General features: G+C 39.8%; 11 protein-coding genes, 1 other RNA gene and 1 pseudogene. 3 read left to right on the plus strand and 10 right to left on the minus strand.

The genetic code is table 11. The annotated features are described in order from the left end of the window. The first annotated feature begins 17 nt into the window (after nucleotides 1–17). Nucleotides 18–500 carry an S-ribosylhomocysteine lyase gene (locus tag HMPREF2887_RS06130; protein WP_003025827.1) on the plus strand — a complete coding sequence of 161 codons (483 nt, stop codon included), beginning with the start codon at nucleotides 18–20 and terminating at the stop codon, nucleotides 498–500. 46 nt (nucleotides 501–546) lie between these two features. Here HMPREF2887_RS06130 and ahpF read toward each other — a convergent pair whose 3' ends face one another. The 7 genes from ahpF to HMPREF2887_RS06165 all read right to left on the minus strand — a co-directional run bounded on the left by ahpF (nucleotide 547) and on the right by HMPREF2887_RS06165 (nucleotide 6794). Then, on the minus strand, nucleotides 547–2079 hold the full coding sequence (gene ahpF, locus HMPREF2887_RS06135) for an alkyl hydroperoxide reductase subunit F (RefSeq protein ID WP_021001354.1): 1533 nt from the start codon (nucleotides 2077–2079) through the stop codon (nucleotides 547–549). Nucleotides 2080–2089: 10 nt separating this feature from the next. Further along, the gene (gene ahpC, locus HMPREF2887_RS06140) at nucleotides 2090–2656 is read right to left on the minus strand and encodes an alkyl hydroperoxide reductase subunit C (protein ID WP_003028418.1); all 567 of its coding nucleotides are present in this window, start codon (nucleotides 2654–2656) and stop codon (nucleotides 2090–2092) included. Between the two features lie 102 nt (nucleotides 2657–2758). After that, entirely contained in the window at nucleotides 2759–4255 is a 1497-nt protein-coding gene (locus tag HMPREF2887_RS06145) for a cell division site-positioning protein MapZ family protein (protein WP_021001353.1), read from the minus strand. 12 nt (nucleotides 4256–4267) lie between these two features. Then, nucleotides 4268–5422 carry a THUMP domain-containing class I SAM-dependent RNA methyltransferase gene (locus tag HMPREF2887_RS06150; RefSeq protein ID WP_021001352.1) on the minus strand — a complete coding sequence of 385 codons (1155 nt, stop codon included), beginning with the start codon at nucleotides 5420–5422 and terminating at the stop codon, nucleotides 4268–4270. Between the two features lie 55 nt (nucleotides 5423–5477). Beyond that, an RNA gene (gene rnpB, locus HMPREF2887_RS06155) (RNase P RNA component class B) lies at nucleotides 5478–5842 on the minus strand. 13 nt (nucleotides 5843–5855) lie between these two features. Continuing rightward, a complete protein-coding gene (gpsB, locus tag HMPREF2887_RS06160; protein ID WP_041784001.1) occupies nucleotides 5856–6197 on the minus strand; it encodes a cell division regulator GpsB in 342 nt (113 codons plus the stop codon). A gap of 69 nt (nucleotides 6198–6266) precedes the next feature. Next, a complete protein-coding gene (locus HMPREF2887_RS06165) occupies nucleotides 6267–6794 on the minus strand; it encodes an SLOG family protein (protein WP_003025846.1) in 528 nt (175 codons plus the stop codon). Between the two features lie 69 nt (nucleotides 6795–6863). On the opposite strand from HMPREF2887_RS06165, the gene recU reads away from it, so the two are divergent. After that, a complete protein-coding gene (recU, locus tag HMPREF2887_RS06170) occupies nucleotides 6864–7466 on the plus strand; it encodes a Holliday junction resolvase RecU (protein ID WP_003025849.1) in 603 nt (200 codons plus the stop codon). After that, the gene (gene pbp1a / locus HMPREF2887_RS06175) at nucleotides 7459–9627 is read left to right on the plus strand and encodes a penicillin-binding protein PBP1A (RefSeq protein ID WP_021001316.1); all 2169 of its coding nucleotides are present in this window, start codon (nucleotides 7459–7461) and stop codon (nucleotides 9625–9627) included. The genes recU and pbp1a overlap by 8 nt, the downstream gene beginning before the upstream one ends. A 315-nt stretch (nucleotides 9628–9942) precedes the next feature. Here the strand turns inward: pbp1a and pepC are convergent, their stop codons facing one another. From pepC to HMPREF2887_RS06190, 3 genes and pseudogenes are all read right to left on the minus strand, one after another. Beyond that, nucleotides 9943–11280 carry an aminopeptidase C gene (pepC, locus tag HMPREF2887_RS06180; RefSeq protein ID WP_021001315.1) on the minus strand — a complete coding sequence of 446 codons (1338 nt, stop codon included), beginning with the start codon at nucleotides 11278–11280 and terminating at the stop codon, nucleotides 9943–9945. Nucleotides 11281–11427: 147 nt separating this feature from the next. After that, nucleotides 11428–12252 carry an ammonia-dependent NAD(+) synthetase gene (gene nadE, locus HMPREF2887_RS06185; protein WP_021001314.1) on the minus strand — a complete coding sequence of 275 codons (825 nt, stop codon included), beginning with the start codon at nucleotides 12250–12252 and terminating at the stop codon, nucleotides 11428–11430. After that, nucleotides 12249–13707, minus strand: a pseudogene (locus HMPREF2887_RS06190) (nicotinate phosphoribosyltransferase). Before HMPREF2887_RS06190 ends, nadE begins: the two are co-directional and overlap by 4 nt. Between the last annotated feature and the right edge of the window lie 129 nt (nucleotides 13708–13836).

Below are 13836 nucleotides of genomic sequence, written 5' to 3' on the forward strand. Positions count from 1 at the left end.
CAAAAGGAGTTCTATTTATGGTCAAAGAAGTCATTGTTGAAAGTTTTGAGTTAGATCACACGATTGTCAAAGCCCCCTACGTACGCTTGATTGGCGAAGAGGTGGGACCTAAAGGGGACATCATTTCCAACTTTGATGTTCGTCTAGTACAGCCTAATGAAGATGCCATTCCGACCGCTGGACTTCATACGATTGAACATCTGCTAGCTAAGCTCATTCGTACTCGCATTGACGGCATGATTGATTGCTCACCTTTTGGCTGTCGGACAGGATTCCACATGATTATGTGGGGTCAGCATAGCTCAACTGAAATTGCCAAAATCATCAAGGCATCTTTAGAGGAAATTGCTGAAATAACCACTTGGGATGATGTCCCTGGTACGACTATCGAATCTTGTGGCAATTACAAAGATCACAGCCTTTTTTCCGCTAAAGAATGGTGCAAACTGATCTTAGAGAAAGGCATTTCTGATAATGCCTTCGAGCGTCATCTTGTATAAACTTAAAAATGTGTAGGAAATCTCAGATTTCCTACACATTTTCTTTTTATTGACGAATCAAATAATCAAATGCCCCCAAAGCTGCTGTTGCTCCTGACCCCATTGAAATAATGATTTGTTTATAAGCGCTATCTGTACAATCACCTGCTGCAAAAATTCCTGGCACATTTGTTGCACCATGTTTGTCAACAATGATTTCACCACGCTCATTTAAAGCAACTGAACTATTCTTAAGCCAATCTGTATTTGGCAAAAGACCAATTTGAACAAAGACACCGCTGAGTTCAATTTTATGTTCTTCATTATTCGCACGATCGAGATAAGTAATGGCTTCAACTTGATCGGAACCATGAATTTCTTTTGTAGCTACATTGGTTAGAACCGTCACGTTTTTAAGTTGCTGTACCCTGTCTTGCAACACTTGATCAGCTTTCAAAGTTGGTAGAAATTCTAGTACATAAACATGCTCTGCCAGACCAGCTAAGTCAATTGCTGCTTCAATTCCAGAATTGCCTCCACCGATAACAGCCACTTTTTTACCTGTAAAAATAGGACCATCGCAATGTGGACAATTGGTTACACCTTTCGTCCGGAATTCTTCTTCACCAGGGACGTTGACATTTCGCCAGCGAGCACCAACAGAAAGAACGGCCGTTTTTGCTTTCAGAACTGCGCCATTTTCAAGCTCCACTTCAATCAAATCCTTTTTCTCGATGTTTTTCACACGTTGATTCTTCATGATATCAATTGGATATTTCTTGGCATGTTCTTCTACCTGCGCCATCAGCTTAGGTCCTTCTGTATAAGGAGTACCAATCATATTTTCAATACCAACGGTCTCCATCACCTGTCCACCAAAAGTTTCAACGACCATACCAGTACGAATGCCTTTACGAGCGGCATAAATCGCTGCACTGCTCCCTGCAGGTCCGCCTCCAACAACCAACACATCAAATGGTTCTTTATTGTCAAATTCCTCACTTGAAGCAGGTCCAGAAATCTTATCAAGCAGTTGCTCAACTGTCATACGACCATTCGCAAATTCTGCACCATTTAGGAAAACCGTTGGAACAGCCATGATCTTTTTATCTTCAACTTCTTGTCTAAACATGCCTCCTTCAACCATTGTATGGCTGATATTAGGATTCAAAATAGCCAGCACATTGAGAGCTTGCACAACGTCTGGACAATTATGACAGGTTAAGCTGACATAAGTTTCAAAATGAAGCGGAGATTGGATAGCCTGAATTCGGTTTATAACAGCATCTTCTACTTTGGGTGCGCGACCAGAGACTTGCAGCAAAGCCAGCACAAAAGATGTAAATTCATGTCCCAAGGGAAGCCCTGCAAACTGCACACGCCCTGCTTGACCAATTTGTGTAACAGTAAAACTTGGCTTGCGGTTAGTTTCTGCATTTTCCAATGATAAACGTGGAGACATTGCTACAATTTCCTCTAGAAAAGCCCGCACCTGCTCAGAATGCTCATCTTGACCTAAAGAAGCTTGAAATACAACATCAGATTCTAAAAGCTCCAAATATTGCTTCAGTTGCGCTTTAATTGTTTCATCTAAAGCCATATAAGCCTCCTTAAATTTTACCAACTAAATCAAGACTTGGGGTCAGCGTTTCAATTCCTTCTTTCCACTTGGCTGGACACACTTCACCTGGATGGCTACGTACATATTGTGCAGCATGGATTTTGTCAATCAAGACAGATGCATCGCGCCCAACACCATCTGCATTGATTTCAAGCGCTTGAACAACACCATCTGGATCGATGATAAAGGTACCACGTTGAGATAGTCCACTTTCGTCTAACACATCAAAACCAAGTGAAATAGTGTGAGATGGATCGCCAATCATAATGTACTCAAGTTTTCCAATGGCATCTGAATGATCATGCCAAGCTTTATGTGTAAAATGCGTATCTGTTGAAACAGAATAAACTTCCACACCTAGTTCTTTAAGAGCTGCATACTGCTCTTGCAAGTCCTCCAACTCAGTCGGACAAACAAATGAAAAATCAGCAGGATAGAAGCAGACAACGCTCCAATGACCTTTTAAATCTTCACTAGAAACTGTGATAAATTTCCCGTTTCCAGCGTGATAAGCATCTGCTGTAAACTCGACAATTTCCTTACCAATAAGTGACATAAGATTACCTCCAAAATTAGTTTTATAATAAAATAAAAATCTTATAAGCTCATTATAGCCTATAAGATTTTTAGTGTCTAATATCTTGCTTGAAAACGTTTCCTAATAATCCAAAGCATCTGCGTAACCCGCGCCATTTCCTACAAAATAACCCGTTTTACAGTTAATACTAAAGAGGTAGGTTCCGTCTGTTCTAAATAAATTGTAATAACCATTTCCGTTGATAATATTCACACGTTCAAGAATATAATTATCTCCTGTGAAATAGCCACGTTCCCGTGAGGTTGCTAAGATTTTTTCTAACACACCAGGATTGAAATTCCAAGCTGGATTATTACTGTCGTTAATTTTAGTTTGGTCGTATGGTACTCGACTTAAATGACGCTGTAAATTCGCGCCTGACGCTGGTGCTACTGGAGCAGTTGTTTGCGCTGGTACAGAAGCTGGTTGTTCTGCTACAGGTGCTTGAGCGGAGCTTTGTGACGGTGCAGCGGCAGCCTCAGATTGAGGAGCAGAGGTTTGTTGACTCTTTCCTAAGCTAATCGCAGATTTCAACACCTTATCCAAGTCCGTATTTCCAGTTGTGACATCTGTAAATTTGGCATCACTTTTAATCTTCGCCTTTGTATCTAAAACACCGTCTGTAATAGCTGCTGAGGTGAACTGTGCATTCACATTTTGAACAGCCTCAACTTGTTTGACCAAGCTATCGTATTTTGCTTTGGCAACATTGTACTCGTTGGTGTTTTTTAATTTTTCTAGTGCTGCTTTTAGTTTGTTTAAGTTTCCGAAACTGCTGTTTTTCAAAGCCAATTTATTGGCATCTGTAAAGAATGAATCATAAAGGCTGTTGAAAGCTTTCAAATTCTTATTTTCAGAGCTAGAAGTAGTAGAAGATTTACTGGTTTGGCTCGTTGAATTTGTAGCTGGTTTTGCTTGCTTTCTATTCAACGACAGATAAACAGTCCCACCGATTAGAGCCAGTAAAGCAACACTCGCTGCAGAATAGAGGACTTTCTTATTTTTATAAAATGGAACTTTCTCCGTTTCCATTTCTTCATCCAACGCTGTAAAAGTCGGATAGCTTTCCGTTGACTCAGTTGAACTCACAGGAATATCATCCATTTCAGGCTGAATTGGTTCCATTATTTTTGTCTCAGCCTCTAACTCCTCTGGAGTTTGTGTACTGTTTTCTTCCGAAGTTTCTTGCGGTTCTGCTTCGCTGGCTGCAAGTGCAGCTACTGTTTCATCAAAGGCAGACTCCTCAGACGCCACCTCTGCAGGTTCTAGGGGGGCTTCCTCTTGAACCTCATCGTGCATCTCCTGGATAAATTCTGCCAAGTCTAACTGGCTCAGTTGTTCTTGATCTTCTGCTTCAGACATTTCTTCTGCAGATTGAGCCGAAAATTTCCCAGCTTCAATTTCTTGACGGTGCTGTTTAATGTATTTATCCAACACATTATCCTCTTCCGTCACTCCTGCTTCAAGTTCTTCGCTTTTTCGAGCAGCCTGACCAATTGTCATTTCTTTAGCTGTTTCAAAATCAAGAATTGATTCTTTTTCTTCTTGTTCTGGCAAATGTTTTTCGTCTTTACTCACGGCAAATCCTTTCTAATCTATTTGGCGTTTGACTCTCTGACCAAAATATTGGTACAAATCAACTTTTAAAGTCCCGTTATAGAGTTTTCGTTTTTTATCGGCTTGACTGCCAAATTTTGCTTCAAACGCTTCATCACTCGTCAAGATAAACTTGCTCCACGTTTTTAGTGGTGCAAAAGTCTGCCCCATTTCTTGATAAAGCTTGGTTACAGCATCATCATTCGACAATCGCTCTCCATAGGGTGGATTGGAAATAATGACACCATTTATCTTGTTGGTGTGCAAATCTTGCAAACGCATTTGCTTAAAAACAATCTGCTCAGAAACACCTGCTTCTTCGGCATTTCGTTTGGCAATCTCCACCATACGTGCATCAATATCAGTTCCTAAAATATCAAGCTGAATGTCTTGCTTAATCTGTCCTAAAGCTCTAGCACGAACACGCCCAACCAAGTCTGAGTCAACCCAACTCCATTCTTCAAACGCAAAATGGCGATGAAGCCCCGGCGCCATATTCATGCCAATCATAGCTGCTTCAATACAGAAAGTTCCTGAACCACAGGTCGGATCAACCAAGGGCTTATCTGGATACCAATTGGATAAGAGCAGAATCGCAGCCGCCATATTTTCTTTAATCGGTGCGCCACCTTTTTCAGCCCGATAGCCACGTTTAAAGAGACTAGAGCCTGTCGTATCGATTAAAACAGTTGCCACGTCTTTCAAAATAGAAACTTCAATCTTGAACTCAGCTCCATTTTCCATTAGGGGAACACCCTCTGGTCGAGCATAGTGCTTTTGCAACTTTTTGACTACTGCTTTTTTAGAAATAGCTTGCACACTTGGTTCATTGTGAAGTTTTGATTTGACACATTTTGCCTTGGCAATTGGAAATTTTGCTCCAAGCGGTAAATAGTTTTCCCAATCCAAAGCAAAAACACTCTGGAATAATTCCTCAAAGGTCTTAGCCCGAAAACTGCCAACAACAATCTTAATGCGGTCTGCTGCACGCAACCAGAGATTAGTTTCAATAATGGTTTCAACAGTTCCGTCAAAACGCACGCGCCCATTTTCCACTTGACATTCTAAGCCAAGATTTCTGATTTCACGACCAACCACAGCCTCTAAACCAGCCGCAGCAGTCGCAATCAACTTAAATTTTGTTTTCATTCGTCCTCTCAAAATAAAAGCTAGCATAATACGCTAGCTAAACCTATATGCAACTTTCTATAAGCCATGTTTTGTTCCAGAAATAACTAGGTATCATTTCCTTCGATAATCATCTGTCTACTGTTTCCAGTCAGAATGCTGCGTTCGTTTCCACGCATTCCGTGCCCCGACCAAAGTTTGGGTTGCTAGCTTGAGGGGTTTACCGCGTTCCACTTCTTGTGTTTCCACAAAAACTACGTCACTGTGGCACTTTCAGGACTATTCCAGCATATCCAGAGACGTAGCTGTTTCGTCCGCCGTAACGATTTCTCGTCCCTAGGCTTATTGTTTCACCTAGCACAAACACTACGGGCATCACAGCCCGTGCTAGCATGGACTTTCCTCATGAAAAGACGACTCTTCACGCGATTATCCAAAAATTGCACATTACTTATTAAATTTCGTTATTTAAGATTTGCTTGCCGAATACTTCTTTTTCCAAACGATTTAAGCGTTTTAAAATATCAAAATTTGTCAGCGTAGCAGATGCCACTTGAGGGGTTTCCATGATAGATTGCGTCAAAGGTGAAGTTGCTGCCTCATTTGACTTTTTAGCGAGTCCTGCTTTCAAACGAGCATTTTCTTCACGCAGTTCCTTTACCAAAGCAGCATACGTTTCGTAATCTTTAATGACATCATCTAAAAATTCGTCCACTTCAACCTTGCTATATCCACGGACGCCAACTTTAAAATCTTGATCAAAAATATCTTTCGGTGTGTAAATAATACTAGCCATTTCTCTCTCCATTCTCGTTCATTACTTTAATTATATAAAAAATGAACCGCAAAAATCAAGGTTAAACATCTAATTTTCGGAAAAATTTTCTGCGACCTCATTCAAGTCATCAAATGTTAATTGTTTGATAAAATATTGTTCTTGTTTCTTCATCATTTGGTAAAGATGTTTTAAATTTGTTTCATTTTCTTCATCGTAAAAAATATAAGCCCCGTCTGTATTACTGAGTAGAAAGTGATTGTAATCACGAAATTGGCTGGGATTTTCATAATGAGGATAGGCGTATTTAACAAAATCCACCTGTTTAAAACGACTTAATTTTTCTTGATTGGCTTCATTCCAGCTTTCACCTTGATTCTCAAAAGTAAAAATCGTCGCAATTTGAAAATCGTAATCTTGCTGCAATTCTTTTGCAACCTCTAGTGTCCAAACTTCAAAACCTAAATTCCCAGTGAAAATCAGCCACTCCGCACCTTCTTCCAATAAACGCGTTAAATCTCGCTGAATGGCTTTTTTAATAATCTTGATTCGAGGGTCTTTGTCATTAAAAATTCCCAAATCAAAATTCCGATAACCCACTATTAGTACGCTAACCACTTAAATTATCCCTTTATTTCCTTTTTTATGTTATAATAGAGTGATGTTATTGTACCAATAAGGAGATATATGGTCAACTATCCACATAAAGTTCCCTCTCGAAATTCATTAAGACTTCCCAAAAAGAAGTCTGTTGACTTTGCGAATCGGGGAATGTCGTTTGAAAAAATGATCAATGAAACGAATGATTATTATCTTAGTCACGATTTAGCGGTCATTCACAAGAAGCCGACCCCTATTCAGATTGTAAAAGTGGATTATCCCAGACGTAGTCGGGCAAAAATTGTTGAAGCCTACTTTCGACAAGCCTCTACAACAGACTATTCTGGTGTCTATCAAGGACATTATATAGATTTTGAAGCAAAAGAAACACATCAAAAGGCTTCCATGCCGATGAAAAATTTTCATGCTCATCAAATCAAGCACATGGAACAAGTCGTCAAACAAGGAGGAATTTGTTTCGTTTTATTGCACTTTTCAGCCTTAAAATTGACATATCTACTTCCTGCTCCTTATTTAATTAACTTCTTCAAGGTTGACAAGGGGAAAAAGTCCATGCCACTTGACTACATTCAAAAGCATGGATATTCTATCTCACAGAATGGTCTTCCTAGCATTCCCTATCTTGAAATCATTCAACAAAATTTACTAGGTGGTAAAATAAATGAATAAGCAATCTTTACTGACAGCTGCAAAATATGTAGCTATCGGTCTCATTACATTATTTATGCTTGGAGTTGTAGCTGGTGGAGGAATTTTTCTCTATCAAGTTCACAAGGCACCTGCCTTGTCAGAAAAGAAACTAGTCGCCACAACTTCCAGTAAAATCTATGATAGTGAAAACAATCTTATTGCTGACTTAGGTTCTGAAAAAAGGGTCAATGCGGCAACAAGTGATATTCCAACTGACTTAGTACGAGCTATCGTTGCAATTGAAGACCACCGTTTCTTCAACCATCGTGGTGTGGATTCTGTTCGTATTTTAGGCGCTTTTTTAAATAACTTGCGCAAAGGAAATCGACAAGGAGGGTCAACGTTGACGCAACAGTTGATTAAACTGACCTACTTCTCCACTTCAAGTGCCGACCAAACACTATCACGGAAAATTCAAGAAGCCTGGTTAGCTATTCAATTGGAGCGCAAAGCCACTAAGCAAGAAATTATTACATATTATGTAAATAAGGTCTATATGTCAAATGGTAACTACGGTATGCAAACAGCTGCTCAAAGTTATTACGGCAAAGATTTGAAAGATTTGAGCTTAGCTCAAACTGCTTTATTGGCGGGGATGCCTCAGGCACCAAACCAATACGACCCTTATACAAAACCAGAAGCTGCTAAAAATCGTCGCAATCTTGTATTGTCAGAAATGTATAAACTCAAATACATCTCTGCTGAGCAATATGAAAAAGCAGTCAATACACCCGTCACAGATGGTCTGCAAAGCTTAAAAAATTCAGCTTCTTATCCTGCTTACATGGATAACTACTTAAAGCAAGTTATTGAGCAAGTCCAAGAAGAAACGGGTTATAACTTGCTGACGACAGGAATGGAAGTCTATACAAACGTAAACAGAGCAGCTCAAGAGCGCCTTTGGAATATTTATAATAGCAATGAATATGTTGCTTATCCAGATGATGAATTACAAGTAGCTTCTACCATTATAGATGCTACAACTGGTAAGGTGATTGCTCAACTAGGCGCCCGAAATCAAGCTTCAAATGTTTCTTTTGGTACTAACCAAGCGGTTGAAACCAATCGCGACTGGGGCTCAACCATGAAACCGATCACGGATTACGCTCCAGCCATTGAAAATGGCATTTACACTTCTACGGCTGCTTACATTAGTGATGCTCCTTATAATTATCCTGGAACAACTACTCCAGTCTACAACTGGGATATGCGCTATTTTGGAAACATCACCATTCAGTATGCACTTCAAGAGTCTCGGAACGTTCCAGCTGTCAAGACGTTAGAAGCCGTCGGACTCAGCAAGTCTAAGAAATTCCTAAGCGGACTGGGCATTAATTATCCAGATATGGTATATGCAAATGCCATTTCAAGTAACACGACAAAATCCGATCGAAAATATGGTGCCAGCAGTGAAAAAATGGCTGCTGCCTATGCTGCTTTTGCAAATGGTGGAACTTATTACAAACCACAATATGTCAGCCGTGTTGTCTTTAGCGATGGAACCTCAAAAGATTTCTCTAATCAAGGTACAACCGCAATGAAAGAAACAACAGCTTACATGATGACAAATATGCTGAAAACAGTTCTTACATCTGGTACTGGGACCAATGCAGCTATATCTGGTGTCTATCAAGCTGGTAAAACAGGGACTTCCAACTATTCCGATGATGAATTGGCGAAACTAACGAAGCCTTATGGTGGCTCCAGTGTTGTAACTCCAGATGAACTATTTGTTGGTTATACACAGAAATATTCAATGGCGGTGTGGACAGGTTACACCAATCGTCTCACTCCTGTTCTGGATGACGGTGTGAAAGTTGCAACAGATGTTTACCGTGCCATGATGTCTTACTTGTCTGAAAGTGGGACAGAAGACTGGGAAATGCCTAGCGGCCTTTATCGTAGCGGAAATTATGTCTTTTTAGCCAATTCCACTAATAGATACCAAGGAAATTATTATAATTCTACTTCCAGTTCGAGCCTTGAAGAATCATCATCTTCTTCAAGCAGCCAAGAAAGTTCTACCCAAGAGTCATCAAGCAGCTCTGCTTCATCAAGTACAGAACCGAGTGCTTCTACGTCTGCAAGTTCTCCTAATAGCGGTGGAAATTCAGAAACTCCTCCTTCACGAAATCGATAATGAACAAGTTCCTGAAAGCTAAGCCGTTTAAAAGTTAACACCTTCAAATCAGAGTTTTGTAAAAATTAAAAAACACGAACAATCAAGATCAGTAAATAACTGGCTATAAGATTGTTCGTGTTTTTAATATTTCAATTCCTGATGAAATCACCATGAAGCAGTCTTATACCTTATGAAAATCTCTTCAAACTTTGTCAGTTTCGTCTGCGATCTCAAAAGCTCCTCTTTTAATCTGCTTACGGACTCATCTCTTAGTTTGCAATTTGATTTTCATTAAGTATCAAAATTTTTTATACCGCTTCTTTTTAATTCTTATTATTTACTAGCCAAAGCTCCCATTGGATCCCATGGGGCAAGTACTTTTGGTTCTGCTTCATAAGCAGCTAGTTCTTCTGCTGTTAAGAATTCCTTACGGACAACGATTTGATAAGTGTACTCGTCCATCCAGTCGTCGCTGGCAACAAAATAACCTTTGTCTCCGACTTTGTCACCCCAAGAATTTTCTACTTTCCATTTTGTTGATTTTCCATTTTCATCCAAATCAACACCTGTCAAGACCATAGCATGGGTCATGAGACTTTCGCTGTAATCCAAACGTCCTGCCTTATCTTGTGTCAATTCAATATCCATGCTTGATGTGAAATCGTACATGTCATTAACCATAACGCCCGCTTTGCGGTTGCTAGATTGACCGACATCAGAACCAAACCAAACAGTTTCTCCAGCCTGCATTTGAGCAATAGCCAGCTCTTTCAAACGCTCCATATTAACATTCAAATAACGAACATCACGTGCTCCTACGACATTTCCTAACATCTCAACTGTATAAGATTTGCCGTATGGTTTGTCAGCTGTAGGAGCATTGATGATTGAAACGTAGTCATCTAATTGAAGATCCACGTATTTTTTGTAAAATGCTTGTGGTGTCAGTCCAGTTTCACTGTGGAAATTGTTATCTTTATCACGATAAGCAAAATCAAAAGTACGAGGTGGGAGTCCAAGTGACATTGCTAAGAAATTAAAGATTTCTTGCAAGAGCTCTTCTTTTTTAGCTTGAATAGCTGTCGCATCTGCTCCACTAGTAACCAAATCACGCAAGATTTGTGCATCTTGACGGAGTAATTTATTGAGATATTGGTTGAGCTCACGGCTATTGCTAGATGAAATGGATTCTGGGTAAACTGATTTTGGAACAACCCCATATTTTTCAAAAAGTGCCACAACCATATCCCATTGTCCGCCGTCTTGTTGAGGCGTATCTAAGAGGAATTTCACTTTACGACTGGTTAAGTCTTGGTCAGCTGTTGCTAAGACTTGCTCCAAAAACCAGTTGGATTTTTCATATTTATCCCAAAAGAATGTGTGCGCTTGAGACAATTCAAATTCTTCCAATTGAAAGCCTGCAATCATTTTATGACGGAATGTATTGAGCGCTGCAAACATCCAGCAACGTCCAGACGCTTTTTGATTGCTGACTTTATCTTTGGTTAAGTCAATAGAAAACACAGGATTGTTTTCAATTGCACTGCTGCGTTTTTCAAGCGATGTTAATAAACCATTGTGGCTAACTGCATTTTCAATTGCAGCATACTTAGCAGTTGCTTCATAATTTGCATATAATTTATCTGTAAATTGTTGATCTATAGAATTCATAGATACCTCCTTCTAATTCTAAACACTATTATAGCTTATTTCCAAAAATCTTCAAACAAAAAGTTAGGCGCACCTAACTTTTTGTTATACAGCTGATTTTAGTAACCGACGTATTTTAAAAAACATAAGTCAGAACAATTCTCCTGCTTATTTCCAAAAATCATCGAAGATTGTAATCGGCAAATGACGTTTGTGCTCCCCTTTGTGCCACCAAGATTCAATCCTTGCTTTCGCTTGGTCAGAAATGGTTTTACCTTCCAAATAGTCATCAATTTCGTTGTAAGTGACACCGAGAGCGACTTCATCTGCAATGCCTGGCTTTTCTTCTTCCAGGTCTGCTGTTGGTACTTTTTCATAGAGGGCAGAATCAGCGCCCAAGGCAGCCAACAGCTGTTTCCCTTGCCGTTTATTGAGACGATAAAGTGGCAGAATGTCTGCACCACCATCACCAAATTTCGTAAAGAAAGCTGTTACATTTTCTGCTGCATGATCTGTTCCGACAACTGCTCCTTTATAAGAGCCTGCTAAAGCGTATTGCGCAATCATGCGGCTGCGAGCTTTGATGTTGCCTTTATTGAAGTCTGAGACAGTCGCTCCTGTAGCCTTAACCGCTTTTGTCATAGCATCTGCACTTTCTTTGATGTTGACAACAAGACTGACATCCGGCTGGATAAAAGCAAGAGCTCGCTGTGCATCGTCTTCGTCAGCCTGCACCCCATATGGCAAACGCACTGCGATAAATTGATAGCTAGCATCGCCAGTCTCCGCACGCATTTCCTCTATTGCCAATTGCGCCAAACGTCCTGCTAAAGTAGAATCTTGTCCGCCCGAAATTCCTAAAACATAGGTTTTCAAAAAAGAATGTTTTTTAAGATAATCCTTTAAAAAATCAATGGATTTACGAATTTCTTCCTCTGGGTCAATGACAGGGTTCACGCCTAACTGCTGGATAATCGTTTCTTGTAAGGTCATTTTGTTTCTCCCATTTGATTCGCTTTTTTGCGCATTTGATCAATCAAATCAACCTTGTCTTGCCATACATCACGCGCCAAATCCACAGGATAATCTTGCGGATTGAGAACCCGTTTGTACTCGTCCCACAACTTGTCAAATTCCTTGCGAGCATATTGTTGGATTTCTGTTAAGGTTGGCAATTCATAGACAAGTTGACCTTGTTTAAAGATATCAACCAAAAGAGGTACTGCATCAAAATTTGTCACAGTTTTATTAATGTAAGTGTAGGTCGGATGGAACATTTCCAATTCGGTGATAGCATTCACATCTACACCATCATAAGTAATATAGTCTCCTTCTGACTTGCCTTTTGCACGGCTAGTAATCCGCCAAACTTGTTTTTTACCCGGCGTTGATACTTTTCCACATTATTAGAGAGCTTAATCGTATTACGCAAATTGCCATGTTCATCTTCAATAGCCACAATCTTATAAACGGCTCCCAGTGCTGGTTGGTCATAAGCCGTGATGAGCTTAGTTCCAACACCCCACACATCAATCTTGGCCTTTTGCATTTTTAAGTTGAGGATTGTATTTTCATCCAAGTCGTTAGAAGCGTAGATTTTAGCATTTGGAAAACCAGCTTCATCCAGTTGCTGGCGAACTTTTTAGAAATATAAGCCAAATCCCCTGAATCAATTCGCACTCCAAGGAAATTGATTTTATCCCCCATTTCACGCGCTACTTGAATCGCTGCAGGAACACCGAGGCGGAATGTATCATAGGTATCCACCAAGAAAACACAGTCATGGTGCGTTTCAGCATACGCCTTAAAAGCTTCATAGTCATTTCCATAGACTTGGACGAGAGCATGAGCATGCGTTCCTAGGACTGGAATATCAAAGAGCTTTCCAGCACGAACATTACTGGTTCCATTTGCTCCACCAATCACTGCCGCACGAGTTCCCCAGATAGCCGCATCCATTTCCTGTGCTCGGCGTGTACCAAATTCCATTAAAGGCTCATTTTCGATGACTGAGCGAATCCGAGCTGCTTTTGTCGCTACCAAGGTTTGATAGTTGACAATGTTTAATAAGGCAGTTTCCACTAATTGACATTGAGCAAGAGGACCTTCTACTTGAACAATGGGTTCATTGGCAAAGACCAAGTCTCCCTCTTGTGCAGAACGCACTGTTAATTCCAATTTCAAATTTGCTAAATAGTCTAAAAATTCTTCATCATAGTCAAGAGAACGAAGATAGGCAATATCACTATCTGAAAATGTCAAATGATTTAAATAATGAACCATCCGCTCCAAGCCAGCAAAAACCGCATAGCCACTATGAAAGGGCTCTTTCCGAAAATAAACTTCAAAAACAGCTCGTTTATTATGAATATTTCTTCTAAAATAAACTTGCATCATGTTGATTTGATACAAATCCGTATGCAAGGTTAAACTATCATCTGGATACATAACGACTCCTTGTAAGATGTATTTTTACTTATTATACCACAAATCAAAAGAGCAAGAGGAAATCTTGTTCAACTTTAGGTGTTTAAATAACTATTCTCAAGTTTTCTGTTGTATTGCGCTGTTTAAATT

It is taken from the genome of Streptococcus sp. HMSC071H03 (genome assembly GCF_001813035.1).
Classification (GTDB): domain Bacteria; phylum Bacillota; class Bacilli; order Lactobacillales; family Streptococcaceae; genus Streptococcus; species Streptococcus anginosus.

Excerpts from the sequence above, each read along its gene's own strand:
- HMPREF2887_RS06130 (WP_003025827.1), top strand. The coding sequence starts at position 18 with ATGGTCAAAGAAGTCATTGTTGAAAGTTTTGAGTTAGATCACACGATT.
- ahpF (WP_021001354.1), bottom strand. The coding sequence starts at position 2,079 with ATGGCTTTAGATGAAACAATTAAAGCGCAACTGAAGCAATATTTGGAG.
- ahpC (WP_003028418.1), bottom strand. The coding sequence starts at position 2,656 with ATGTCACTTATTGGTAAGGAAATTGTCGAGTTTACAGCAGATGCTTAT.
- HMPREF2887_RS06150 (WP_021001352.1), bottom strand. The coding sequence starts at position 5,422 with ATGAAAACAAAATTTAAGTTGATTGCGACTGCTGCGGCTGGTTTAGAG.
- gpsB (WP_041784001.1), bottom strand. The coding sequence starts at position 6,197 with ATGGCTAGTATTATTTACACACCGAAAGATATTTTTGATCAAGATTTT.
- recU (WP_003025849.1), top strand. The coding sequence starts at position 6,864 with ATGGTCAACTATCCACATAAAGTTCCCTCTCGAAATTCATTAAGACTT.
- pbp1a (WP_021001316.1), top strand. The coding sequence starts at position 7,459 with ATGAATAAGCAATCTTTACTGACAGCTGCAAAATATGTAGCTATCGGT.
- pepC (WP_021001315.1), bottom strand. The coding sequence starts at position 11,280 with ATGAATTCTATAGATCAACAATTTACAGATAAATTATATGCAAATTAT.
- nadE (WP_021001314.1), bottom strand. The coding sequence starts at position 12,252 with ATGACCTTACAAGAAACGATTATCCAGCAGTTAGGCGTGAACCCTGTC.